The organism is Acinetobacter sp. AG3 (assembly GCF_022343575.1).
Classification (GTDB): Bacteria; Pseudomonadota; Gammaproteobacteria; order Pseudomonadales; family Moraxellaceae; genus Acinetobacter; species Acinetobacter guillouiae.
This window is the reverse complement of sequence record NZ_JAKQZD010000001.1, coordinates 3771102-3796679: the sequence shown is the minus strand read 5'-3', so window position 1 is coordinate 3796679 and position 25578 is coordinate 3771102. Positions and strand designations below refer to the sequence as shown.

Sequence of the window (25578 nt, the reverse complement as noted above, 5' to 3'; positions counted from 1 at the left end):
GAAATTTAATAAATTTAAGTGTATGTGAAATATTATTTGTTCTACATTGTTTTGATTTCCATTACAACAATTTTAACATTCCCTTCCTGAGCTGATCGATTATTTGCAATCAACATTTCTTGTAATTCTATAGGAGTATTAGGAACTGGTTTTCCTCGACCTAACGTTTTTAGCTTTTTATTATCAGATCTCTTACCAAACCAAAGCACTAAATAAATACCCCTACCTTCGGCTCTCCAATCAGTGGTATATAATTTATCAAGTTGTTGGTCAGCTCCAGTCCAAAGGTCACGATGCCACTGACCTTTTATTTCAATTGGTAGACGGAGTTTACCTACAGAGCAAGTGATATCAACTTCTTTATCTTCTGCTACATGTGCTTCAGGTTCATATGTGATTGTATTATCACCTTGACGAAGCAAACCAATTAAATGGTCACGACATCGTTCCTCATCAAAAGGCTTACCTTGATCATTTAAAAAACCACGCCAAGATTCAGCATCGTCACTCTTGATTTTTGCCTGAACAATATTCAATTCATCTAATACAAATGTTTGTAAATCAATAATTGTTTGAGGATGTTGATCATCCGTAATTGCTTTAATTGATTGAATAGTAGGAACAGAGTAGAAGCTTTCAGCTCGCATTTGCTTTTGTTCAAATAGCATTGTTTTGATTAAATCTGTGTAGTCATCGGTAGATGAATCTTTAAGTTTTTGAAGTGTATCACAGGCTTGATCACTATGGTTTTTGGCTAATTGTTGAATAATGCAGATAATAAATTCAGAAGCATCCCATGCATTTCTATCTCCACCTGAAACACCATTAGGGTGACCTACATTAGGATAGAGTTTTCTAAAAGTTGAAATAATCCAAAAAAATAGATCTATATCTAATATAGCGTGAGATTTATTCTCTCTATACCTCCCATCAAGACGATCTCTAAGTTTCCATATTAAGTTTGGATCAATAGGCTGGGATTCCAATCTTTTTACTGTTTTGTCGAAATCAACGATAAGGTTGATTGCTATCCAATTTAGTTGTTGTTCGTCATTTGTTATTATTTTCTGAGTTCGAGTTAGTTCACGTATAGCATTAAATTGCCTTGTTTGAATTAAGCAATCTAAAAGTTCAGTTTCTATGTTTACAGGCATATCTGGATAGTTTTTTAGCCACTGTTTGGCTAGATCAGTTGCAATAGCATTGTTCTCGCTCATCCTCATTAAACGGGATAAACCATCTATATGCTCGGATCTAGCTGAAAACTGAGGTTCATAAAAAGTTTTTAATCCTTCTACAAAAATTTCTCTATGTTTAATTTCATTTTCAATAATTTCAAAAATACTTGGTATACCTGCGTGTGTATCATGACGAATATGTAGTAGTGAGTAATATCCAGCCAATAATCTTTCATTGGGAAGATCGGCTAAGCCTTTTTCTTTTCTAATACGTTCTGCTATAGCAACAATTAAAATATGGCTAGCCTCATAAAACTTTCCTTGAGGTAAAATATTTACAATATCTTGTGCAGTAACTTTTGGTGGAGTTTGCATTAGAAAAGCTTCGAAACCTTCCATACATACTTCTGATATATCAACTCCTATCCAATCAGAAATACGCTGATGGGGTGGAGTTTCTTTACTGATATCTGAAAAAAGTTGTAGGTATACTTTTGCAGGTTTGAGTATCACTCCATACTCACCATGGCGCAATCGTTCAATGTTTTGAAGATAGAATGATCTTTGTTCTGACCGTGATACTGATTTTTTTTCTTCTATTTGTTTTTTCCGTTTAAGATCATTAATCTCCCAATCTGCTTGCCGTCTGATCGCAACTTGGTTAAGCCAATTCTTATTATCTGGATCATTAATAGTGAATGGAAAACCTGCTTCTCGCACATCTTGTCCAATTTTACCATCGTGGTGTGCTAATTGAACAAATTCCTTCCATCTAAGATCATTTTTATTCTCTGTATATAACCTCTTCAGTAATACGATGATATCTTCTGATGTGACTGATAGACCTTTTGAGCAATAGTGTAGTAAGTAATTCTTTTGCCATATATTTTTTTTACTTGGTTGTTTGAGTAGAACAAGATATTGAATAGCGTGTCTTAAATCGTGATTTTTCCTAAAGTACTCTGCAAGTTTATTAATATATTCATCATGATATCCAAAGGTATTGTGGAACGGCTCAAGCCAATTCAAAAGTTTTTCTGCTGAAATATCATAATTTTCTAAAAAACGTAAAATTAAGTGACATGCAAAATTTTTAGCTTCATTCTTAATTTCTGAATCACTAGAGATATCCATCATTTCGATTCGAGAAACAAAAAAGTTTAGGACATTTTCAATTTGCTCTTTAGGTAAATTTTCTTGTAAGAACCATAATGGTCCAACGATATGATCACTCATTTCCAAGTGGGATATTGCTAGACTAGCTATTAACTCATCATTAGCTTTATCGTAACCAGTGTCTTCTAATAGTTCTATTGCCAGTCTGATAGATGATTCGTCTCCTAACTTAGAAAGATGAAGATAAATGTTATGCCAATCGATAACTTGCTCCTGAATAGCCAAAGCTTCACCAGCAGATTTACGAATTGCAAATTCTATATTGGAATCATTAACAAGTCGTTTAAGTATTTCAATAAAATCTTTTGGCAGTTGATTTCCTTTAATAACATCAACTAAAAAAACTCTAAAGCTAAAGGGTATATCAGGTTGACTTAGAATCTTTTGGATTAGTGATAATAATGTTGGTGTTGCAAATGCTCGAATGTAGTAGGTGTCTTTATTGTGAAAATTATAAAATCGAGGGTTGTTTTCAGCTAAAAGATAAATACTGTCTAGTAAAATTTTGGCTTGATCCGTTGTTAAGCTATCTACATCGCCATACTCAAGAATACCAATAGGATCTTTTTTAATTATAGCTGAAGCTAGAGCAGGATCATCCATTAACCATGAATGTAAACCACGTAAGTTAGTGGGTACAAACTCATAACTATGAAATAAGGATAAAAGACGCTTACGCTTTCGATCAGTATTTGCTTGTTTTAATAACCATTTCGCACCTAAGAACTCTCCAATTCGGCGGTGAAGGTAGCTGAAACGCTCTATTCCATTAGATCGAAAAAGACGAGAGCCTAGTATAAATTCAATTTTCTCAGTATCAGGGAGTAATTTAATCTCGCTTATAGGTAATTCACCATCAATTATATTTGCAATTGTTTTTCGAGAAATTGCTTCATTACCAGTTAAAATTAGACTTGCAAATACTGCTCCTGCAGCATCAAGTGCAATTGCACTTGGTAGTTGTCCTTCGGCTTTAAATTCTGAATGTTCTATTATTAATAACTCAATAGCTTGTTCAAATAATTGAGTAATAGATTCAGGTAGTTTTCCTTTTTTTGCAACAGCCGCAATGAAGCTAAGTGTCTGAGGATTACCTAATAATTCATTGAGTCCTCGATCTATAAAATGATCAATAATTTCCTTCGCTCTTTCTTTACTAAAATTAAATTCTAGGAATTCAATCATATCCTTTTGAGTAAAAGGCTCTAAATGAAGTTCTAAGGGGATTTCCGAGTATTGTTCTTGTATGGTTCTTAAACCAGTTGCACTTCTCCAATCTGCTACACGACAGGCTAGAATAAATTTTGGATATCCTAAAACCTCAAGTTTCTGTAATACTCTATCTACACTGTCCCCATCATTTTTAGAACTTACTTCATCAAGTGCATCAATAACTAATACATTATTGCTGCCGAGAAGAAGACTTGGATTTGCTCGATTTAGTAGTTGACCAGCAGTACAGTAAGCATAATTTTCTAAATTTCCTAGCCATTCTAAAAGGCTAGATTTTCCCATTCCTGCCTCACCTACAATAACTAATGGATTAGTTATTTCAAGTATTTCATGTTGATTAATTTTTTTTTGAGTATCATGTAACTGATACCACAGGCTTCTAGGAATCATGATCTAAATTTAATTAATATTGTGGTGTAGTGAATAGATTTGCCATAATCTTAACATGAATGATTTGTTTAATAAAAATTGATTTGAAATGAAAAATCATAAAATGGGTGATCAGTGAAATTTACTCTTTTTTTAATTCAAAAAATTAAAATGCTTGTTGATAATAGCGGATTCATTGCCAAATTTATCATCGGTATTGGTATATGTTTTATTCTTTTGTATTTTATGCATATTGAATACTTTCCTACAGATTTATCATTAGGGGATGGCCTTTTATTCTTCTTAATCACAATAAAGTTTCTATTTATCTATCTAATTTTTTTGGGTTCAAATTATGCACTTGGAAGTGTTTTTATATTTTTTCTAAAAGTAATAAAATATTTTTTTAATTTTTTGTGTTCATTAAGAATAAATCTATCTAAAGGCTTAATTGATCTGATTTTTCTAAAAATAGACTTTAAAAATATTTTTAACCAAATAGGTAAGGGTTTTATCAAACTTTTGTTTTGTATTTTTGGTCTTTTTTTTAGTTTTTTATTTTACAGTGGGAAATCCATAAATTTATTAATAATGGTGTTTCTAAGTATTTTATTGAAAGTATGTATTGATGAGTTTATAAAAAAATTAAGAGTAAATAATGAAAAATTAACCGAAGTAGAAAGTAAAGAAAAAAATATAAAGCTCTCGATGATATTACTATATATACTATTTACCCCAAGTGTGGTGTATGTTTTTTATGCAGAAAGAGAAAATAATGTTTTCATAAATAAGATATTAGGATCTGTGCGAGAGGATGAGAAAAATAGTTTGATTTTTATTAAAGCTGGATTTGAAGACTTTTTCCCTAAATCACAAATTGGGCAAAAAAAGGGTGAATATATTGAGGTTAAAGGGGCTGAAGTACTCTTAAGAGGAGTTGGTAAAAATGCTTTAATTCAATATATTACTGAAGCTGAAGATCAAATGGGAAGTGAAGTAAAAATTAAAGTTAAAGTTGAAATTCCAAATGAATCGCTTTTAATTGTAAGAAGATCTCAATATAAAGATTAATTGGGATAAGAGTGCAGTATGGATTGAATATCTATTGATTTTTTACATACTTTTTTGTAAAAAATTAATTTTAAGTTTAGATTAAAAACTAAAAATTTAGAAATGGTTTGTAATGTAGAGTTTTTCCTGAACCATTTTTTATAAAATAGTTAATACCTTTTAAAGTAATTACAGTTGGTTTTTCTCAAAATAATTGAAAATTACTAACTCTTAATATATCTAAATTCATTCTCTTTATATTAAAGAAAAACCGCCATAAATGAACTGAACCCTATAAGTTGGACACAACTTATAGGGTATTTTTATGAAATACGATTTAAAGTTTAAACAAGCAGTCATTGCTTATTATGCTCAAGGTCATTCTAGCTTATCAACAGCCAAGCATTTTTCGATTAGTGATAAGGATGTCTCTAAATGGTTGGCTCAATTCGATTTAGGTGGAATTGATGCAATAAAGCCAAAACAGAATAAGACAATTTATACAGCTGAATTTAAATATTACGTATTAAAAACTATGCAGAATGAGCGATTAAGTTTATCTAATACTGCTCTTCGTTTTGGTATTTCTTCCCCGAGTTTGATCAGTGTATGGCGTAAAATCTATCAAACCGATGGTATGCTTGGACTAGAACCAAAGTCTAAAGGAAGAGTATCCATGTCTAAAAATAAACATAAATATATTGTTGATAAACCAGATCATGAAAAAACAACTGCTGAACTTCAACGGGAACTACTCTATTTACGTGCTGAGAATGCCTACTTAAAAAAGCTCGACGCCTTGCTGAATCCACCCAAAAAGGACAACAAGCAAGGTTGATTGATCAGATGAGTACTGAGTTTGCTTTGCCATTGCTTTTAGATATTGCTGAGTTATCGAGGAGTAGTTTCTACTATCATAAAGCCAAGCTAAATGCCGTAGATAAATATGCAGAACTCAAGCAACGGATTTGCCAAATTTATGATGAGCATAAAGGTAGATATGGTTATAGACGAATCACTTTAGCCTTGAAGCAACAAGGTCTTCATCATAACCATAAATTGATTGCTAGGTTGATGAGAGGCTTTGGTTTAATTTCACTGATTCGGCGTAAAAAGTACAATGCTTACAAAGGTACATCCAATAAAATAGTCAAAAATAAACTCAAACGTAACTTTGAAGCGAAGCGACCCAATAAGCGTTGGCTGACAGATATAACCGAATTTAAAGTTGCTGATACGAAGTTATATTTATCTCCGATCTTAGACTGCTATAACAATGAGATTGTGAGCTATACACTTTCAAGACGTCCAGTATTTCAACTTGTTAAAGATATGCTTGATCAAGCCATAAGTCATTTACCAAACTCACGAAAACACAAGCTTATGCTTCATTCAGATCAAGGTTGGCATTATCAAATGAGCCAATTTAGGAGTACGCTTAAAGCGAATAAGATTAAGCAAAGTATGAGTAGAAAAGGGAATTGTTGGGACAATGCTTTGATGGAGAGTTTCTTTGGTACATTAAAATCAGAGACGATTTATCTAGAGAAACCAGAAAACATTGAGGTCTTAGAGCAACAAATTCATGATTACATCCATTACTATAACCATGAGAGAATACAAATTAAACTAAAAGGATTGAGCCCTGTTCAATTCAGAACTCAATCCAGTGTTAACTAAACTGTCCAGGATTTGGGGTTCAGTTCATAAAAAGGCGGTTTTCTTTACTGAGTCGGGTATTAATATTACCAGCTCAACGCACCACCAGTTTGATAATCAGTTACACGCGTTTCAAAGAAGTTCTTCTCTTTACGCAAGTCCATCATTTCAGACATCCACTGGAATGGGTTATTTACACCAGCAAACTGTTCAGGTAAACCTAACTGTGCCAAACGACGGTTACAGATGAATTTCAAATATTCTTCCATCATCGCTGCGTTCATACCCAATACACCACGTGGCATTGTGTCACGCGCATATTCGATTTCAAGCATAGTACCTTCAAGAATCATCTGAATGATTTCTTCTTGGAATTCAGCCGTCCACAAGTTTGGATTTTCGATCTTGATTTGGTTAATCATGTCGATACCAAAGTTCAAGTGCATAGACTCATCACGTAAGATGTACTGGAATTGCTCAGCAACACCATTCATCTTGTTACGACGACCCATAGACAAGATCTGGCTGAAACCACAGTAGAAGAAGATCCCTTCAAGTACGCAATAGAATGCGATCAAGTTACGCAGTAAGATTTGATCGTTTTCAGGTGTACCTGTTTGGAAGGTTGGATCACATAAAGACTGAGTATATTTCAAGCCCCACGCTGCTTTACGAGCAACTGACGGAACTTCACGGTACATGTTGAAGACTTCGCCTTCATCCATACCTAAAGATTCGATACAGTATTGGTAAGCATGTGTGTGAATCGCTTCTTCAAATGCTTGACGTAAGATGTATTGACGGCATTCTGGGTTGGTAATGTGACGGTAAATCGCCAACACCAAGTTGTTTGCAACCAAAGAATCCGCAGTAGAGAAGAAACCTAATGAACGCATCACGATGGTACGCTCATCTTCGGTTAAGCCATTTTCAGACTTCCAAAGTGCGATATCGTGGTTCATGTTAACTTCTTGCGGCATCCAGTGGTTTGCACACCCGTCTAGATACTTTTGCCAAGCCCACTCGTATTTGAACGGTACAAGTTGGTTTAAGTCAGCGCGACAGTTGATCATGGCTTTATCATCAACTTGTACACGTTGCGCACCCATTTCAAGCTCTTCTAAGCCAGGTGCAACATCTAACTTTTCTAAGGCGTGAGATGCTCTTGCCAACGAATCGGTTGGATTTGTTGATCTTGCTGTATAGGTTCCAGCGGATTGTGTAGTTGCCACATTCTGCGATGACTGCTTTGTATCAGATACCACTTGCGAATCAGTCGTTTTTTTCTGTTCGACGGGCGCAGGCTGGTGAGCTTGTGCAGCTTGTTTCTGTTCATCATCTTCAAAATCGTCCCAACTTAGGATAGACATCGTTGTTCTCTCTTCGTTGTTAATATCTATGTTCGACATCTCACAATGGAAGATGTCACTACTATACGCTTATTCTGTGCAAGCAAAATTAAGTTTTGCCGATAGTTGTTTTGTTCTTGTTCGAAAGAACAGATACCCACACTACTTATTTTGCTTACGCTTTTGCTGCTTACGGATCGCAAAGAATGCATAGACCGCAGGCACGTAAAAAACTAAAAAGGCTAAGATCAGCACGATTACGCCTAACTCATAGTTATGACTTAAATGGAACATTTCTTCGCCTTTTATAATTTCAGATTTTTTGAATCCCCCTAAATCCCCCTTTTTTTTAAAGGGGGGACTTTATTCCCCTTGAGGATTGGGGAGGATTACTTACTGACAAGCTTCACAATCTGGATTGTCGATTGAACATGCTTGTGGTACTGGTGCTGCTTGAGCGAAACCATCTTCTTCAGCAGGTGCTTCAGGTTTAGTTTCTTGAGCAACCGCAGCCACTGGTGCAGCAACAGTTGTTGCTTTTACTGCGTTTAAAGCACCCGTGTTAATGGTTGATTTTTCCGCAGAGGTTGCACCTAATGCACGGAGGTAATAAGTGGTTTTAAGACCACGTAACCAAGCCATCTTATAAGTGATGTCTAGTTTCTTACCATTTGCACCAGCGATATAAAGGTTCAATGACTGTGCTTGGTCGATCCATTTTTGACGACGTGATGCAGCATCTACGATCCAACGTGTATCGACTTCAAATGCAGTCGCAAAAATTGCTTTTAACTCTTCAGGGATACGTGCAATTTTTTGTACTGAACCCTCGAAGTGTTTCAAGTCGTTAACCATCACAGAGTCCCAAAGACCACGATCTTTTAACGCACGTACCAAGTACGGGTTGATCACTGTAAATTCACCAGAAAGGTTAGATTTTACATAAAGGTTTTGGAACGTCGGTTCGATAGACTGTGAAACGCCACAAATATTTGAAATGGTTGCTGTAGGTGCAATCGCCATCACATTTGAGTTACGCATACCGTCTTTTTGAACTTTAGTACGTAATGTATCCCAGTCCAAACGTTGTGTACGGTCAACTTCAAACATACGCTCTGGACGTGATTTTGCAACGATATCTAAAGAGTCGATTGGTAAGATACCTTGATCCCACAATGAGCCTTTAAATGTTGAATACACACCACGTTCAACAGCAAGGTCGCTTGATGTTTGAATCGCGTAGTAGCTGATCACTTCCATTGATTCATCAGCAAAATCTACCGCTGCATCAGAACCATAACCCATACCCAATTCATATAAAGCATCTTGGAAGCCCATGATACCCATACCGACAGGGCGGTGTTTCATATTTGAATTACGTGCTTGTTCAACTGCGTAGTAGTTGATGTCAATTACGTTGTCGAGCATACGAACAGCAGTTTTAACTGTACGCGCTAATTTTTCACGGTCTAATGCGCCGCCTTGAACATGTTGTACAAGGTTGATCGAACCTAAGTTACATACTGCGATTTCATCTTTATTGGTATTTAAAGTGATTTCAGTACATAAGTTAGATGAATGCACTACACCTACGTGTTGTTGTGGTGAGCGTAAGTTACATACGTCTTTGAATGTGATCCAAGGATGACCTGTTTCAAACAACATCGATAACATTTTGCGCCATAAGTCTTTCGCACGGATTTTCTTATGTAGCATGTTGTTTTCTTTTGCAATGCCTTCGTAGTAAGCATAGCGTTCAGCAAATTCACCGCCAGTTAAATCATGTAAATCAGGTGTTTCAGATGGTGTGAATAGTGTCCATTCAGCATCTTCAATCACACGTTGCATAAACAAATCTGGAACCCAGTTAGCCGTGTTCATGTCATGGGTACGACGACGGTCATCACCAGTGTTTTTACGAAGCTCTAGGAATTCTTCAATGTCCAAGTGCCAAGTTTCTAGGTATGCACATACTGCACCTTTACGTTTACCACCTTGGTTTACTGCAACAGCAGTATCGTTGGCAACTTTAAGGAAAGGTACAACACCTTGTGACTTACCGTTGGTACCTTTGATATATGAGTTCAAGGCACGTACTGGTGTCCAGTCATTACCTAAACCGCCTGCCCATTTAGAAAGAAGGGCATTGTCACGCATCGCACCATAGATGTCATAAAGATCATCTTGAATCGTAGTTAAGTAACAGCTCGACAATTGTGGACGTAATGTACCTGAGTTAAACAGGGTCGGTGTAGACGCCATATAATCGAAGCTAGACAATAAGTCATAGAATTCGATTGCACGGTCTTCACGCTGTTCTTCATTTAATGCAAGTCCCATTGAAACACGCATAAAGAACAATTGCGGAAGTTCGAAACGTACATCATTTGAATGAATGAAGTAACGGTCAAATAAAGTCTGTAAACCTAAATAGGTAAATTGGTTTGAGCGTTCTGGTTTGATCGCAGCTGCCAATTTTGCAAGGTCAAAGTTTAAAAGCTCAGGAGAGAGAAGCTCAAGCTCAATACCTTTGTTTAAATAAGTTTCGAGTGCATCGCCTTCAATAGTATCTGTCGCTAAACCTAAGAATTTTAAACCTGTTGCAACCAAGTCATCACGTAATAGGCGGGCAGTTACATAAGTATAGTTTGGTTCTTGTTCGATACGGGTACGTGTCGCCATCATCATTGTGGTTGAGATGTCTGACTGTTTTACACCGTTATATAAGTTTTTAACTGTTTCATCGACAATGGCTTGAACATTGATGCCTTCTAAGCCTTCACTTGCTTTTTCAATCGTGGCTTGAAGTTTACCCAAATCTAGAGGCTGAAGCTGACCGTTCGCATCTGTGATTTGTAAGGTTGGGTGATGATGAGCACCGGTTTGTTTACGTGCATCAGAACGTTGTTCACGATAGATCACATATGCACGTGCAACTTTTTGTTCGCCTGTACGCATAAGCGCCAATTCAACTTGGTCTTGAATTTCTTCAATATGAATTGTTCCGCCAGAAGGTAAACGACGATTAAAAGTATTCATCACCATCTCTGTGAGCTGAGTGATGCGATCATGAATACGGCTTGAATCTGCACTTTGTTGACCTTCTACAGCCAAAAAAGCTTTACCAATTGCTACAGAGATTTTATCTGCATCAAAAGCGGCAACATCACCAGTGCGTTTAATCACTTGTAGTTGACCAGGGGTTGTAATGGCGTTCATTGTCAGCGTAGCTCCATTGTCATCATTGTTATGTTTATGGACCATTTGAATCGGACAAACTGCAAAAATTGTTGTCACGATGTTTGAGGACTAAACACAATACTTAGTGGTTTAATTTAATTTAGAACACAAGATACGGTAATTTTAAGGGTAGATCAATATTGACATTTCAAGAATATTTTATCCCTGAAAAGTAAATTTTTATTTGCATCTTTTTACATCAAAGCGTCATTTTTCTTATATGCCTTATGAGACAAGCACATAGCATAGCAAAGACTCCGCAGAGTGCTTATAGATAAGTGTGTGGATAACTCAAAAAACGATAAACTGATGAGACAGAATATGAACAATGAAATATTTTGTATAAAAATTAGTCCAGCTATTGATTGTCTTGAAGAAATTTAAAAATGATGTGTATTGATTTTATAAAACTGCCTACAATTCAATAGTTAATAAAAATATAACAAATTGATACGCTCATGTATCAGTTTGGTGAATGAGGTCTTGTTTACATTGTAAACGTGTGTATATTGCAAAACATAGTGTGTTGAATCTGCGAGATTTGTAGCAGACTCCAAAATCAAATATAGGGGCAAATAGATGAGCCAAGAAGAAAAGTTACCAAAGATTCTGATTGTTGAAGATGACGAGCGCCTAGCTCGCTTAACTCAGGAATACTTAATTCGCAATGGATTGGAAGTTGGGGTAGAGCCAGATGGTAACCGTGCAATTCGCCGCATCATTGCTGAACAACCAGACTTGGTTGTGTTAGATGTGATGTTGCCGGGTGCAGATGGTTTAACCGTTTGTCGTGAAGTTCGTCCACATTATCATCAACCGATTTTGATGTTGACTGCACGTACTGAAGATATGGACCAAGTTCTTGGTTTAGAAATGGGTGCGGACGACTATGTTGCTAAACCTGTTCAACCGCGTGTATTGCTTGCACGTATTCGTGCATTATTACGTCGTACAGACAAAGCGCCTGAAGATGAAGTTGCACAACGTATTGAATTTGACGATCTTGTGATCGACAATGGCGGTCGTTCAGTGACACTTAATGGTGAGTTGGTTGACTTCACCAGTGCTGAATATGATCTACTTTGGTTATTGGCATCGAATGCAGGGCGTATCTTGTCACGTGAAGACATCTTTGAACGTCTGCGTGGTATTGAATATGATGGTCAAGACCGTTCGATTGATGTACGTATTTCACGTATTCGTCCAAAAATTGGTGATGATCCTGAAAATCCGAAACGTATTAAAACTGTACGTAGTAAAGGTTATTTGTTTGTTAAAGAGACTGGTCTATAAACGATGGGTCAGTCATCTAAGATGCTTGTCCATCACAGGACAGGCATAAAGAAGGTTAGTTTGCGTGTCTAAACACAGTATATTTTTGCGCATCTATGCAGGATTAGTCATTCTTGTTGTGTTGGTTGCCTTGTTTGGATATTTACTTGTCCAAATAATTAATTATCAACGTGCGCAGGAATATCGTGAGTCTCTCACAGATGGAATTTCATTTGTGATCAGTGAAGGTGTGGCACGTCAGCAAACTGAGCAGCAGCGCCTAGATTGGATTTCAGATGCGTCTGATCTATTAGAACTTCCCATTTATTATCTCGAAGCGCGCAAAGTTGACTTATCTCGTACTGAAGAAAAACGTATAGAAAGTCAAAAAGCGGTGGTGCGTTATGATGCAGAACAAGGGATTGCCTATCTGGTGATAGGGATCAGAAATGACCCTAAACACTATTTATATATCAAAGTCGATCAAATTGGCGAACGCCAAATGAAGGCGCTTCCAGTATTTATTCTGGATTATTTGGTCTATTATCCCGGTCAAGAACAAGAATATCTTAAGAAAATTCAACAACATTTCTCTTATCATGTTGGTGTGGAAAAGATTTCTCAGCTCAATCTCGATTCCGAGCAAATTGGTCGTTTAAGATCAGATCAAAGTGTGATTTTATGGCGTGACAGTGCAACTGTACGTGGTACCACCATTTCGATTGTTTCACCTTTACCAAACTCACCTACAGATGTGTTGGTGCTTGGCCCCGTTCCAATGTTTAACTGGATGCCGGTCAAATTGGCAGCCGGAATTACATTGCTGAGTATGTTCTTACTCTGTTTGGGGGTGTATGGCTTGATTGTGCCGATGCAACGCAAGTTGAAACAGGTGAATGAAGCCTTGGATGTGATGAGAACAGGGGATATGTCGCAACGTGTACCTGTTGAGGGTTATGACGAAATGGCCAGTCTAGCCACCAGTTATAACAGCATGTCTGACCATATACAGCGTTTGATTGAAGCACAGCGTGAGTTGATGCGTGCGGTATCACATGAGTTACGTACACCTGTGGCGCGAATCCGTTTTGGTATGGAAATGCTGGCAGATGAAGATGACCATGAATATCGTTTGCAACAGGTCGAGATGATTGATAAAGACATCGAAGCGTTAAATACGCTGATTGATGAAATCATGACCTATGCGAAATTAGAGCAAGGTACACCTTCATTAGATTTTGAAAAAATTGTATTGATTGATGTATTAAAGCAAGTTGCGGTAGAAACTGAAGCATTAAAAACGCAAAAGATTATCCACATCAACCCACTTTCATCTGATGTCATTGTCGATGCAGAACGTCGTTATTTACATCGTGTTGTACAAAACTTGGTGGGAAATGCGATACGTTACTGTGATCATCAAGTCAATATCAGTGGTGGTGTCAATCACCAGACCAATATGGCCTATGTCTGTGTAGAAGATGATGGTCCGGGGATTCCAGAGGAAGACCGTAAACGTGTATTTGAGGCATTTGCACGTTTAGATGATAGCCGTACTCGTGCTTCGGGTGGTTATGGTTTAGGACTTTCAATTGTTAGTCGTATTGCGTATTGGTTTGGCGGGACGATTGAAGTTGATCAAAGCTCAGATTTGGGTGGTGCAAGATTTACCATGTCTTGGCCTGTAGAGCGTTTTAAAAAGAAAAAAGCTTAACTGTTAAATCATGCTGTTAAGTATTATCAATTAAGCGCTATTTGACTTGGTTTATCAGTCATCTTTAAAGTCATTATTTAAGATAAAACAACCCTCATCCTAACCTTCTCCCAATGGGAGAAGGGACGTTCAATACAAAAATTCACTCAAAAATGTTGGATGCCTTTTGATCTATATTTTCAGAAGATTGGAATTACTCCATCCACGGCAATGCGAGAAGTTGGGAACAGAAAATGACAAATGAAAATATTTTTCTAAGAGAATTTCCAATATATAAAGAATCAATGATAAAAATATTGAATCTTATGATTTCTGATGACTATGAGGAATTGGTAAAAAATAAACTGGCCTATCCATCAACGGCAAATGAATATAGAGTTGCTGTAAATGAATTTGCGCATTTAAGTGGATTTGTGAAAATGACACAAATCCCTGACGATGTACTGGGGGATACAGAGGTTTTCTCTCTCAAAGGAGATCGTGTTAATAAACATATAATTGAGGTCCAATTATGGTTTGATGATTCTGAATCAGATTTATATGCTGTTTTTTGTGCGCCAATAAATGCAGGTAAACTATTACATTTGTATGATATTCGCGTTATGTAAAAATAACGATATCTATCGGAACATCAAAACGTACTCTTTGTCAGACCTTTCTAAACATAATTACGCAGACCAAACTAAATAGCTTGAGCATTGATGTTGATATTGATATTGATATTGATAATATTCATTAAGGAAATTTGAATGGTGAACGCTAATTTTGATACTACTATTGATCATGCATTTAATGGGAATGGGCATCCTGCATTTATAATAAAAATTGCCAACCAATTTATTGAGATTAATATTTATATTTCAATTGACCAAGTGGAAGAATTGAAAAAAATAACAACAGATTCTGTTACTTGTATAAAGGCAGGAGAATCTGCCAACAGCCCAGTTCATTGGAAAAAAGCTGATGATGGCGAGATTTATATTTTGATCGGGGAGGATTGTGAATCTTGGGATATCGTATTAACCATCAGTATTGATTTAATTGCAGAAATTATTACAGGTATTAATGATCTTATATAAAATTGAGTTTTTCAGAAGATTTTGAAGTCACTCCGAATGATCAAGGTTTATTTTTGCGTCTTCGTTTTCAAAGGCCATTGGCAGTGTTGGTCTATACTGCCGCCAGTAAACTGATCCATACCATCAACCTAGTACGCGATACTGGGTTCAAGTCATCAGCTTCGAGCACGACACCATGGGGCAGCGATCCAGTTGGGCTTCGTGTAGTGTGGAATACTGGATGAATAAGAAGAATGCTATTGTGGACTGAAGGCTTGGTTTCAAATAAAAAAACCACCGAAAATTTCGGTGGTTTTTTATGTCTGGGTGTTGCTTAGTCTAGATCTTATTGTTGAAGCGTTGCATCAGGTGCAATGATTGGCTTGCTGTCTCGCAATGCTTGTAATGCATCATGATTAAAGTCAATCAATAAGCTATTTTGTTCAGCGTCAATTTTATAACTGCTAATGATTTTTTGGTCACCTTGAATAGTATCAATACGATATTCATCCGCGATATTTAAAATCCCTTCTAGATTTGTCGTGGTTGCGGCAAGATCTTGACGGAAAAGTTCATAAACATCTCTTAGATCAAAAATTGCATTTTGTGCATCAGCGTGTTTTTTGACGTAATTTTCAATATGACGAATCAGTAATTGTGCAAATAAAAAATAGTTTGGCTTGCTGCTGAATTCCATCTTGTTTTACCCCTAAATTATTGATTTAAAGTTGTTCATATTGAATAGCATATACATAAAAGTAGTTCAATGTGTATAGGCTCTGTAGACAATTCGTCTAAGTTTGCGACAATGAACACCTTTTTTTGCAATTGGGTGTTAAATATACAATTTATTGATTTAAGTGGCGATAAGTTACTCACCTTTCAAACGGCTTTAGTTTGGCCAGTTTGGGTGAGCTTAAGTAGGTGGTATGTGCGAAAAATGACATCATTGACAGTGCTGACTATTTCGAAAATTTAAATCAGAAAATCATAAGAGGGCACAAGGTAGGTCAAAAGTAGGCATTGAACATTTGGCGCTGGATGGTTTAAAGCGGGTTATTTCACTGAAATAAGTTGGTTTTGATAATAGTAAAGTATAAAAAATTATAAATAACTTTGTAATATTTAAAAATTATCACAATAAGATAATTTTTATCACTTGGTTGATCTAATGTGACTATTTTATCACATAGAATGTAACAAAATATTTTAGATGGTAAATCCTTATATTTGTAGAAATTAGCCAATTAAATCGCAGAAAAGCATGGATAAATCGAAGCTTTTAGTTGGACTGAATCGGATTAAGCTACTGATTTGTCATTTTTAATTCATGATTAAAAAATAAACTTCGGAAAAACTAATAAGAATAGGGATAGAAATTTGATAAAACGATAAGTCAGCGCTGTATCGCTGTGAATCAGGAAAAATTATAGCTTTTGTCTAAAAAATCATCCGAAAGACTTAGAGCTATTAACTAGCAACAGATGACATCAATCGGGTACAATTGACCAGATTTATTTTGTGTTTGGTGTATTTGCAAGGCCAATACATACATTCTTTGTTAAATAATAGGCCTGCCAGGAGTTATCCCCGCATGAGTGCCATTACTCCATACGATTGGGCAATCATTGCCTTCGTGATCGGCGTGACATTTTTATGTGTCTTTATGCTCACCGTTCCTTTGCTCCTTGGGGGTAAATCATGGGGACGTGCGAAGCAAGAGCAATTTGAATCAGGTGTGGTTAGTGCTGGTGGTGCACGTATCCGCTTGTCTGCGAAGTTCTACCTTGTTGCAATCTTCTTTGTTGTATTCGATTTGGAAGCCCTCTATTTATATGCATGGGCGACATCTGTACGTGAAGTAGGTTGGGTTGGGTTTTCAGCTGCAGCTGTATTTATTTTAGTTTTACTCGTTGGTTTGATTTATGAATTATCTACAGGTGCATTGAACTGGTCACCTTCAGATAAACGTAAAATCGCAGGGATTAAACCTAAAATTGGTTCACCAAATATGGACCTTGCAGAAATTACTCGCTTCAATTCAATTGAAGAGTTGGTGATGGATCCTACTGGAACTATTCCAGCTCAATCTTCTGGTCGTGTGAAAGATAAAACACCGACCATGTCTCTGAACAAGGAGTAACTCGGGAATGAAATATACTTTAACCCGTGCGAATCCAGAAGCTGAACAATATCCGCTTCAAGATCGTCAAATTGTGACAGATCCACTTGAAGAAGAAGTGAATAAAAATGTGTTCATGACTCGCTTAGAGGATGTAGTACACACAGCTGTAAACTGGGGCCGTAAAAACTCAATATGGCCTTTTAACTTTGGTACATCTTGCTGCTACGTTGAATATGCAACCACGTTAACTGGTGTGCATGACTTGTCGCGCTTTGGTGCCGAGGTTATTCGTGCTTCGCCACGTCAGGCAGATTTGATGATCGTTGCAGGGACTTGCTTTGTTAAAATGGCACCTGTAATTCAACGTTTGTATGAACAAATGCTTGAGCCTAAATGGGTGATTTCAATGGGTGCTTGTGCAAACTCTGGTGGTATGTACGACATCTATTCTGTTGTACAAGGTGTGGATAAAATCATTCCTGTTGACGTGTACGTTCCAGGTTGCCCACCACGTCCAGAAGCATTGATTCAAGCCTTGATGTTATTGCAAGACCAAATTCAATTAGAACGTCGTCCGCTCTCTGCGGTAATCGGTGATGATCTTCAGCCAGTGTATAAGCCAAAGATGATGCCAGAACGCGACCGTAAGAACGCTGAACGTATTGCAGTGAAAAACTTACGCTCTATGGATGAAATTGAGTAATTTTTTCTGATGAGTATTTGACATATCTGATGGATATGGTCATCAGGGAATTTGACAGAATTTGTATTAAATAGGAAGCCAAGCCAATGGCTGAAACTGAAATTGCTATGCCAGAATCGACTCCAGTTGATTCCCGCCCAGCATTTGCAATTGTAGAAGATCTCAAAGCCAAATTTGGCGAGAACTTTTACGTGCAACCGACGTTTGAAGATTTTCCGACGGTCTGGGTTGAGCGCGCACGTGTACAAGAAGTTCTAATGTACTTGCGTACAGTACCACGTCCTTATGTGATGCTGTTTGACTTATCTGCGGTCGATGAACGTTTGCGTAACAACCGTGATGGTTTACCTGCATCTGATTTCACAGTGTTCTATCACTTACTTTCATTAGAACGTAATAGTGATATTCGTATCAAAGTGGCGTTGAGTGAGAACGATATTAACGTTCCAACAGCGACCAATATTTGGCCAAATGCCAATTGGTACGAACGTGAAGCTTACGATATGTTTGGGATCAATTTCGAAGGGCATCCAATGCTTCGTCGTATCTTGTTGCCAACCTATTGGGAAGGTCATCCACTACGTAAAGAATATTCTGCACGTGCGACTGAATATACACCGTACATGCAAGACAAGGCTAAACAAGATTTCGAGCAAGAACATCTTCGTTTCGTTCCAGAAGATTGGGGTCTAACACGCGGTAATGCCGATGAAGACTTTATGTTTTTGAACTTAGGGCCTAACCATCCATCTGCGCATGGTGCATTCCGTGTAATTTTGCAGCTTGATGGCGAAGAAGTGAAAGATTGTGTGCCTGATATTGGCTATCACCACCGTGGTGTGGAAAAGATGGCTGAACGTCAAACTTGGCATTCATTTATTCCGTATACAGACCGTGTCGACTACTTAGGTGGTTGTGCGCAAAACATGCCTTATGTCATGGGTGTGGAGCAACTTGCAGGGATTACTGTTCCTGATCGTGCACAATGTATCCGTGTCATGATGTCTGAATTATTCCGTATCAATAACCACTTGTTGTATATCGGTACTGCGATTCAGGATGCCGGTGGTATGACACCCGTATTCTATATGTTTGCGGATCGTCAAAAAATCTATGACGCAATTGAAGCGATCACTGGTTTCCGTATGCACCCAGCATGGTTCCGTATCGGCGGGACAGCACATGACCTTCCAAACAACTGGCAAAAACTGATTCGTGAAATTCTCGAATGGATGCCAAAACGTTTGAAGGAATATCATACTGCTGCACTGAAAAACTCAGTATTTGTGGGTCGTACCCGTAATGTTGCGCAATACGATGCTAAATCGGCATTGGCTTGGGGTGTAACAGGTACAGGTTTACGCGCGACAGGTATTGATTTTGATGTTCGTAAATATCGTCCATACAGTGGTTATGAAAATTACGACTTTGAAGTGCCGTTAGAGTATGAAGGCGATGCTTACGCGCGTGTAATGGTTCACTATCGCGAAATCGAAGAGTCGTTAAAAATCGTCAAACAGTGTTTGGATAATATGCCTTCTGGTCCTTATAAAGCGGATCATCCATTGGCAGTTCCACCACCAAAAGATAAGACTTTACAAGATATTGAAACTTTGATTACGCACTTCTTGAGCGTGTCATGGGGTCCTGTAATGCCAGCTGGTGAAGCCTCTGTAATGGCAGAAGTGGTGAAAGGTGCGTCTAACTATTACTTGACTTCAGATAAGTCAACCATGAGTTACCGTACCCGTATTCGTACACCTACTTTCACCCACTTGCAGCAAATTCCTTCCGTGATTAACGGCAGTCTTGTATCTGACTTGATCATTTATTTAGCGACAATTGACGTCGTTATGGCTGACGTGGATCGCTAAGGGGTAAACGCATTATGATGATTTTGACTGATAAAAAGCCACGTGTGAATGTTGAAGGGATTCTGACCAGCGAAGAAATCCATGAAATTGAACATCACATGGGTCACTACCCATACCCACGCGCAGCGTCTTTGGATGCTTTAAAGTGTGTGCAACGCCGTAATGGTTGGGTGGATGACGCGCAGTTACATGCAATTGCTCAATTATTGACAATTACAACTGCGGATTTAGAAGGTGTTGCAACATTCTATAACCGTATATACCGTCAGCCTGTAGGTCGTCACGTAATTTTATTATGTGATTCGATTGCATGTTTCTTGATGGGTGCGGAAACTTTAGCAGAAGCTTTCCAACGTGAACTGGGTATCCAATTTGGTCAAACGACAGCTGATGGTCGTTTTACTTTATTGCCGATCTGCTGTTTAGGGAACTGTGACAAAGGTCCAACCCTGATGATTGATGAAGATACACACGGTTTGGTTGAAGTGACTTCTGTGAAACAGTTATTGGAGAAGTATGTATGAATACCGAACCAAGACCAATTTATGGCGAAGGAAACCCTGAAACTCACCCATTAACATGGCGTTTGAGTAAACAGGAATTTGTTCGTAGTGCTGATGACTATGAAGCTTTAGAAGGCTATGCAGGCTTTAAAAAAGCGCTTTCTATGCCACCTAAAGACGTTCTTGAAGTCATCAAAGCAGCGACTGTAAAAGGTCGTGGTGGTGCAGGTTTCCCAGCAGGGATTAAATGGTCATTGATGGCACCCAATGATGGTGGTCCTCGTTACCTAATCTGTAATGCCGATGAAATGGAACCGGGAACATTCAAAGACCGTTTGTTGATGGAAAAACTTCCACATCAATTGATCGAAGGGATGTTGATTGCAGGTTATACCCTCGAAGCAACTCAGGGTTATATCTTCATTCGCGGTGAATACATTGAAGCTGCACAATACTTAAATGAAGCTTTAGAACAAGTGCGTGCTAAAGGTTATTTGGGTGACAACATCTTAGATACAGGTTGGAATTTTGACCTGCATGTGCATACCGGTGCGGGGCGTTATATCTGTGGTGAAGAAACTGCATTGATTAACTCACTCGAAGGCCGTCGTGCAAATCCACGTACTAAGCCGCCATTCCCGCAAGTTGCAGGTGCATGGGGCCGTCCGACCATCGTAAACAACGTAGAAACCTATAACAACTTGCCAGCAATTATGTTGCGTGGGCCTGAGTGGTATATCGGTTTGTCTGCGGGTAAATCTAAAGATCCAGGCACTAAAATTTATGGTGCATCAGGTAAAGTGACTTTCCCTGGCCTTTGGGAATTACCGTTTGGTACGACTGCACGTGAAGTGATTGAAGACTATGCTGGCGGTATGCGCGATGGTCTTAAACTGAAAGCATGGTTACCGGGTGGGGCATCGACTGACTTCTTAGCTGCTGAACACATTGATCTTCCAATGGATTCAGAAAGCATTATGAAAGCAGGTTCTCGTCTAGGTACATGTTTGTTAATGGTCGTTGATGAAACCCAGTGTATGGTTTCTGCAACGCGTAACTTAGAAGAATTCTTTGCACGTGAATCATGTGGATTCTGTACGCCATGCCGTGATGGTTTACCTTGGGCGGTCAAAGCACTTGTCGCAATTGAGAAAGGTGAAGGGAAGATGGAAGACATTCAACATCTTCAAGAACTGACTCGCAAATTGTGGATTGGTAAAACATTCTGTGCTCACGCACCAGGTGCGATGGAACCATTGATGGGTGCACTCAAATATTTCCGTAGCGAGTTTGAAGCTAAAGTGACAGATCGTCCTGTAGCCCAAGCCAGCCACGTAGAACAAGTTTAAGGAATTCGACTATGGCTACAATTCATGTCGATGGAAAATCGTATGAAGTCAATGGCTCGGAAAACTTGCTACAAGCATGTTTGAGTCTTGGCATCGACATCCCATATTTTTGTTGGCATCCAGCTTTAGGTTCTGTCGGTTCTTGCCGTCAATGTGCTGTTACTCAATATGCGAATCCAGAAGATACTCGTGGTCGCTTAGTAATGTCATGTATGACTCCTGCATCTGACAATACCTTTATTTCGATTGAAGACAAAGAAGCAAAAGATTTCCGTGAATCGATTGTGGAATTCTTAATGACCAACCACCCACACGACTGTCCAGTCTGTGAAGAGGGTGGTCACTGTCATTTACAAGATATGACCGTAATGACGCAACATGATCGTCGTCGTTATCGTTTTACCAAACGTACGCATCACAACCAAGAGTTGGGTTCTTTCATTGCACATGAGATGAACCGTTGTATCGCATGCTACCGTTGTGTTCGTTACTACAACGATTATGCTGGTGGTACAGACTTTGGTGTTTATGCCAATGCATCACGTGTCTACTTCGGTCGTCCAGAATCAGGCACTTTAGAGTCTGAGTTCTCTGGTAACTTGACTGAAGTGTGCCCAACAGGTGTATTTACCGATAAAACCCATTCGGCACGTTATAACCGTAAGTGGGACATGCAGTATGCGCCTAGCGTATGCCAAGGCTGTTCTTCTGGTTGTAACATCTCTCCGGGTGAGCGTTATGGCGAATTACGTCGTGTAGAAAATCGTTTCAATGGTGACGTTAACCAATATTTCCTTTGCGATAAAGGTCGTTTTGGTACGGGTTATGTGAACCGTGAAGATCGTCCACGTCAGCCGCAATTCCGTGCTGCAACAGAAGTTAAAACTGTTTCTGTTGATGTGGCGCTGGATTCAGTGATTGAAAATGTTCAAGGCAAAAAAGTCTTGGGTATTGGTTCTCCACGTGCATCATTAGAATCAAACTATGCGTTGCGTGAGTTGGTTGGCCAAGAAAATTATTCAACTGGTCTTTCTCAAAAAGAACAGAACTTGGTTGAACTTGCTGCATCGATTATGCAAGCTGAGGGTGTTTATAACCCAAGTATGCGCGAAATCGAAAGCTATGATGCAGTCTTGATCTTGGGTGAAGATTTAACGCAAACTGCACCACGTATGGCATTGTCTGTTCGCCAAGCTGCGAAAAACAAAGCCAAACAAATGGCTGCAGACCGCCGTACACAAGATTGGTTAGCTGAACCTGTAAAACGTATTGGTCAGGATGCAAATTCTCCAATCTATATCTTGGCTGCAACACAAACACGTTTGGCTGATATTGCTGAGGGTGAAGTTGTTGCTTCTCCAAACGATATTGCACGTTTAGGTTTTGCGATTGCTGCGGGTGTAAACGGGGATGCGATTCTTGGTTTAGATGATGATGCTAAAGCATTTGCACAAAGCATTGCGGATACGTTAAAAGCTGCGAAAAAACCATTAATCATCTCGGGTACTAGCTTACAAGATGCTGCCATCATGGAAGCTGCTGCACAAGTTGCACAAAACCTAGGTGGAAATGCAGGCTTAACATTGACAGTTCCAGAAGTGAACTCAATGGGTATGGCTTTGTTTGGTGGTTTAAGCTTAGAACAAGCATTTGCTCAAGATTATGAGTCAATCATTATTGTTGAAAATGATTTGTTCCGCCGTTTACCTGCTGTACAAGTTCAGGCTGCTCTAGACAAAGCGCAAAGTGTGATAGTGCTTGATCATTCTGAAACTGAAACCGTAAAAGCAGCTGATGTTGTCTTGTCTGCTGCAAGCTTTGCAGAAGGCGATGGAACAGTGGTCAGCCAAGAAGGTCGTGCGCAACGCTTCTATCAAGTTTATGACCCAAGCTATTACAAACCAGAATATGCCATCAAAGAATCTTGGCGCTGGTTACATGCCATTGAAACGGGTGTGAAAGGTAAAGCGATCTCGTGGACATTGTTGGATGACGTAATTGAGTCTGTGGTCAAAAATGTTCCAGTTCTTGAAGCGATTCAAGATGTTGCACCTGATGCGGGCTACCGTGTTCATGGCTTGAAAATTGCCCGTGAACCGCGTCGTTACTCAGGTCGTACTGCAATGCGTGCACCATTAAACGTACATGAGCCGAAACAACCTGTCGATGTCGATTCCGCATTAACATTCTCTATGGAAGGTTATGTTGGACCGCAAAATGCATCGTCATTGGTTCCATTTGCATGGGCACCGGGTTGGAACTCACCACAAGCTTGGAACAAATACCAAGATGAAGTGGGTGGTCACCTTAAAGGTGGTGATTCAGGCGTTCGTTTATTTGATCGCTTAGTAAAACGTCCTGCACGTAGCTATGTCGCGCCAACTGCGGTCGTGGCAAATCCAGAGAGTTTCCGTCTGGTTCCAATGCATCATATTTTCGCTTCAGGTGAATTTACGATTAAAACACCGGTGATGGAATCGCGTATTCCAGAAGCGACTTTTGCTGTGGGCGAGCAAGATGCAGCACGTTTGAATGTTCAAGATGGGCAACAACTGACAGTGAAAGCAGGCGAAACGACGATTAGTCTTCCTGTGCATGTGATTGAATATTTACCAACAGGTTATATCGGTTATCCAGTCGGCCAAGCACCAACAGTTTCACTTGCTGAACCTGTATCTGTAACGGTAGGAGTGTAATCATGAATGAATCTTTACGCGCACTACCGACATGGGCACAAGACTGGCCAATCGCTTATTCAGTGATTCAAGCCATCGTAATTTTGTTGGTTGTGGTTTTACTGGCCGCTTTGATGTCATTTATTGAACGTCGTTTGCTGGGCTTATGGCAAGACCGTTATGGACCAAACCGTGTTGGTCCTGGCGGGATGTTCCAGATCGTTGCCGACATGTTGAAAATCATGTTCAAAGAAGACTGGACACCAAAGTTTGTAGATAAGTTAACCTTCCGTTTAGCACCAGCAGTGGCAATGGCGACTGCAGTACTGTCATTCATGGTTATTCCTGTTTCACCTTACTTAGGTGTTTCAGACATGAGTATCGGGCTATTGTTCTTTATGGCAATGGCAGGTATTGCAGTATATGCGGTGTTATTTGGTGGTTGGGCATCCAACAACAAATATGCGTTACTAGGTGGTCTACGTTCAGCAGCACAAACCATTTCTTATGAAGTCTTTTTAGGGATTTCATTGATGGGTGTGGTGGCAATTGCAGGTTCATTTAACTTGCGTGACATCGTAGAAGCACAACGTGATGTATGGTTTGTGATTCCGCAATTCATTGGTTTCATGATCTTCGTGGTTGCGGGTGTTGCGGTAACGCATCGTCATCCATTTGACCAACCAGAAGCTGAACAAGAATTGGCAGAAGGTTACCATGTCGAATATGGTGGTATGAAATGGGGGATGTTCTTCGTTGCCGAATACGTCAACATCATTTTAATTTCAGCACTGATCGTGACTTTATTCTTTGGCGGTTGGTTAGCACCATTTAATTTAAATATTCCATTCATTCCAGATGCATTCTGGTTCATTGCGAAAACAGCATTCTTTGTAATGATGTTTGTCTTGGCACGTGGTTCTTTAATGCGTCCACGTTATGACCAAGTTATGAATTTTGGTTGGAAAGTGTGTTTACCACTTGCATTGGTCAACCTTTTGGTGACTGGTGCTGTGATTCTGATGAATCAGGCCTAGGACAGCAGGGAGTA

The 25578-nt window shown here is 38.8% G+C and carries 19 protein-coding genes; 14 read left to right on the top strand and 5 right to left on the bottom strand.

Features of this window, described 5'->3' with window-relative positions; all coding sequences use genetic code 11:
- Positions 1-41: 41 nt before the first annotated feature.
- A complete protein-coding gene (locus L3V46_RS17705) occupies positions 42-3977 on the bottom strand; it encodes a hypothetical protein (RefSeq protein WP_239046385.1) in 3936 nt (1311 codons plus the stop codon).
- 114 nt (positions 3978-4091) lie between these two features.
- Between L3V46_RS17705 and L3V46_RS17700 the strand changes: the two genes are divergently transcribed.
- The 3 genes from L3V46_RS17700 (at position 4092) to L3V46_RS17690 (ending at position 6686) form a co-directional block, all read left to right on the top strand.
- On the top strand, positions 4092-5027 hold the full coding sequence (locus L3V46_RS17700; protein ID WP_239046384.1) for a hypothetical protein: 936 nt from the start codon (positions 4092-4094) through the stop codon (positions 5025-5027).
- A gap of 304 nt (positions 5028-5331) precedes the next feature.
- On the top strand, positions 5332-5844 hold the full coding sequence (locus L3V46_RS17695) for a helix-turn-helix domain-containing protein (RefSeq protein ID WP_239045450.1): 513 nt from the start codon (positions 5332-5334) through the stop codon (positions 5842-5844).
- Positions 5841-6686: an IS3 family transposase gene (locus L3V46_RS17690; protein WP_239045449.1), complete on the top strand. Its 846-nt coding sequence runs from the start codon at positions 5841-5843 to the stop codon at positions 6684-6686. Before L3V46_RS17695 ends, L3V46_RS17690 begins: the two co-directional genes overlap by 4 nt.
- A 65-nt stretch (positions 6687-6751) precedes the next feature.
- On the opposite strand, the gene L3V46_RS17685 is transcribed toward L3V46_RS17690, so the two are convergent.
- From L3V46_RS17685 to L3V46_RS17675, 3 genes are all read right to left on the bottom strand, one after another.
- Entirely contained in the window at positions 6752-8035 is a 1284-nt protein-coding gene (locus L3V46_RS17685) for a ribonucleotide-diphosphate reductase subunit beta (RefSeq protein ID WP_004722861.1), read from the bottom strand.
- Positions 8036-8176: 141 nt separating this feature from the next.
- Positions 8177-8308 carry a preprotein translocase subunit YajC gene (locus L3V46_RS17680; RefSeq protein ID WP_004722859.1) on the bottom strand — a complete coding sequence of 44 codons (132 nt, stop codon included), beginning with the start codon at positions 8306-8308 and terminating at the stop codon, positions 8177-8179.
- Between the two features lie 99 nt (positions 8309-8407).
- Positions 8408-11278, bottom strand: coding sequence for a ribonucleoside-diphosphate reductase subunit alpha (locus tag L3V46_RS17675; RefSeq protein ID WP_081407422.1), 2871 nt, complete (start codon positions 11276-11278; stop codon positions 8408-8410).
- Between the two features lie 555 nt (positions 11279-11833).
- Between L3V46_RS17675 and bfmR the strand changes: the two genes are divergently transcribed.
- From bfmR to L3V46_RS17655, 4 genes are all read left to right on the top strand, one after another.
- Complete coding sequence (gene bfmR / locus L3V46_RS17670; protein ID WP_004722855.1) at positions 11834-12547, top strand: response regulator transcription factor BfmR; 714 nt, start codon at positions 11834-11836, stop codon at positions 12545-12547.
- 64 nt (positions 12548-12611) lie between these two features.
- The gene (gene bfmS, locus L3V46_RS17665; RefSeq protein WP_239046383.1) at positions 12612-14240 is read left to right on the top strand and encodes a sensor histidine kinase BfmS; all 1629 of its coding nucleotides are present in this window, start codon (positions 12612-12614) and stop codon (positions 14238-14240) included.
- Between the two features lie 233 nt (positions 14241-14473).
- Entirely contained in the window at positions 14474-14848 is a 375-nt protein-coding gene (locus tag L3V46_RS17660; RefSeq protein ID WP_239046382.1) for a hypothetical protein, read from the top strand.
- Positions 14849-14989: 141 nt separating this feature from the next.
- Positions 14990-15319 carry a hypothetical protein gene (locus tag L3V46_RS17655; protein ID WP_239046381.1) on the top strand — a complete coding sequence of 110 codons (330 nt, stop codon included), beginning with the start codon at positions 14990-14992 and terminating at the stop codon, positions 15317-15319.
- 325 nt (positions 15320-15644) lie between these two features.
- On the opposite strand, the gene L3V46_RS17650 is transcribed toward L3V46_RS17655, so the two are convergent.
- Complete coding sequence (locus tag L3V46_RS17650) at positions 15645-15995, bottom strand: hypothetical protein (RefSeq protein ID WP_004722847.1); 351 nt, start codon at positions 15993-15995, stop codon at positions 15645-15647.
- 897 nt (positions 15996-16892) lie between these two features.
- Here L3V46_RS17650 and L3V46_RS17645 point away from each other — a divergent pair.
- The 7 genes from L3V46_RS17645 to nuoH all read left to right on the top strand — a co-directional run bounded on the left by L3V46_RS17645 (position 16893) and on the right by nuoH (position 25564).
- Entirely contained in the window at positions 16893-17441 is a 549-nt protein-coding gene (locus tag L3V46_RS17645; protein WP_004722844.1) for an NADH-quinone oxidoreductase subunit A, read from the top strand.
- Between the two features lie 7 nt (positions 17442-17448).
- Positions 17449-18126 (top strand): NADH-quinone oxidoreductase subunit B, encoded by a 678-nt coding sequence (locus L3V46_RS17640; RefSeq protein ID WP_004722842.1) that lies wholly within the window; start codon positions 17449-17451, stop codon positions 18124-18126.
- 86 nt (positions 18127-18212) lie between these two features.
- Positions 18213-20000 carry an NADH-quinone oxidoreductase subunit C/D gene (gene nuoC, locus L3V46_RS17635; RefSeq protein WP_004722840.1) on the top strand — a complete coding sequence of 596 codons (1788 nt, stop codon included), beginning with the start codon at positions 18213-18215 and terminating at the stop codon, positions 19998-20000.
- Between the two features lie 14 nt (positions 20001-20014).
- Positions 20015-20524, top strand: coding sequence for an NADH-quinone oxidoreductase subunit NuoE (nuoE, locus tag L3V46_RS17630; protein ID WP_004722839.1), 510 nt, complete (start codon positions 20015-20017; stop codon positions 20522-20524).
- Positions 20521-21852 carry an NADH-quinone oxidoreductase subunit NuoF gene (nuoF, locus tag L3V46_RS17625; protein WP_034611088.1) on the top strand — a complete coding sequence of 444 codons (1332 nt, stop codon included), beginning with the start codon at positions 20521-20523 and terminating at the stop codon, positions 21850-21852. The genes nuoE and nuoF overlap by 4 nt, the downstream gene beginning before the upstream one ends.
- A gap of 11 nt (positions 21853-21863) precedes the next feature.
- A complete protein-coding gene (gene nuoG, locus L3V46_RS17620) occupies positions 21864-24548 on the top strand; it encodes an NADH-quinone oxidoreductase subunit NuoG (protein WP_239046380.1) in 2685 nt (894 codons plus the stop codon).
- 2 nt (positions 24549-24550) lie between these two features.
- Complete coding sequence (nuoH, locus tag L3V46_RS17615) at positions 24551-25564, top strand: NADH-quinone oxidoreductase subunit NuoH (protein WP_004819331.1); 1014 nt, start codon at positions 24551-24553, stop codon at positions 25562-25564.
- The last annotated feature ends 14 nt before the right edge of the window (positions 25565-25578 follow it).

Excerpts from the sequence above, each read along its gene's own strand:
- L3V46_RS17705 (WP_239046385.1), bottom strand. The coding sequence starts at position 3,977 with ATGATTCCTAGAAGCCTGTGGTATCAGTTACATGATACTCAAAAAAAA.
- L3V46_RS17695 (WP_239045450.1), top strand. The coding sequence starts at position 5,332 with ATGAAATACGATTTAAAGTTTAAACAAGCAGTCATTGCTTATTATGCT.
- L3V46_RS17685 (WP_004722861.1), bottom strand. The coding sequence starts at position 8,035 with ATGTCTATCCTAAGTTGGGACGATTTTGAAGATGATGAACAGAAACAA.
- L3V46_RS17680 (WP_004722859.1), bottom strand. The coding sequence starts at position 8,308 with ATGTTCCATTTAAGTCATAACTATGAGTTAGGCGTAATCGTGCTGATC.
- L3V46_RS17675 (WP_081407422.1), bottom strand. The coding sequence starts at position 11,278 with ATGGTCCATAAACATAACAATGATGACAATGGAGCTACGCTGACAATG.
- bfmR (WP_004722855.1), top strand. The coding sequence starts at position 11,834 with ATGAGCCAAGAAGAAAAGTTACCAAAGATTCTGATTGTTGAAGATGAC.
- L3V46_RS17660 (WP_239046382.1), top strand. The coding sequence starts at position 14,474 with ATGACAAATGAAAATATTTTTCTAAGAGAATTTCCAATATATAAAGAA.
- L3V46_RS17655 (WP_239046381.1), top strand. The coding sequence starts at position 14,990 with ATGGTGAACGCTAATTTTGATACTACTATTGATCATGCATTTAATGGG.
- L3V46_RS17650 (WP_004722847.1), bottom strand. The coding sequence starts at position 15,995 with ATGGAATTCAGCAGCAAGCCAAACTATTTTTTATTTGCACAATTACTG.
- L3V46_RS17645 (WP_004722844.1), top strand. The coding sequence starts at position 16,893 with ATGAGTGCCATTACTCCATACGATTGGGCAATCATTGCCTTCGTGATC.
- L3V46_RS17640 (WP_004722842.1), top strand. The coding sequence starts at position 17,449 with ATGAAATATACTTTAACCCGTGCGAATCCAGAAGCTGAACAATATCCG.
- nuoC (WP_004722840.1), top strand. The coding sequence starts at position 18,213 with ATGGCTGAAACTGAAATTGCTATGCCAGAATCGACTCCAGTTGATTCC.
- nuoE (WP_004722839.1), top strand. The coding sequence starts at position 20,015 with ATGATGATTTTGACTGATAAAAAGCCACGTGTGAATGTTGAAGGGATT.
- nuoF (WP_034611088.1), top strand. The coding sequence starts at position 20,521 with ATGAATACCGAACCAAGACCAATTTATGGCGAAGGAAACCCTGAAACT.
- nuoG (WP_239046380.1), top strand. The coding sequence starts at position 21,864 with ATGGCTACAATTCATGTCGATGGAAAATCGTATGAAGTCAATGGCTCG.
- nuoH (WP_004819331.1), top strand. The coding sequence starts at position 24,551 with ATGAATGAATCTTTACGCGCACTACCGACATGGGCACAAGACTGGCCA.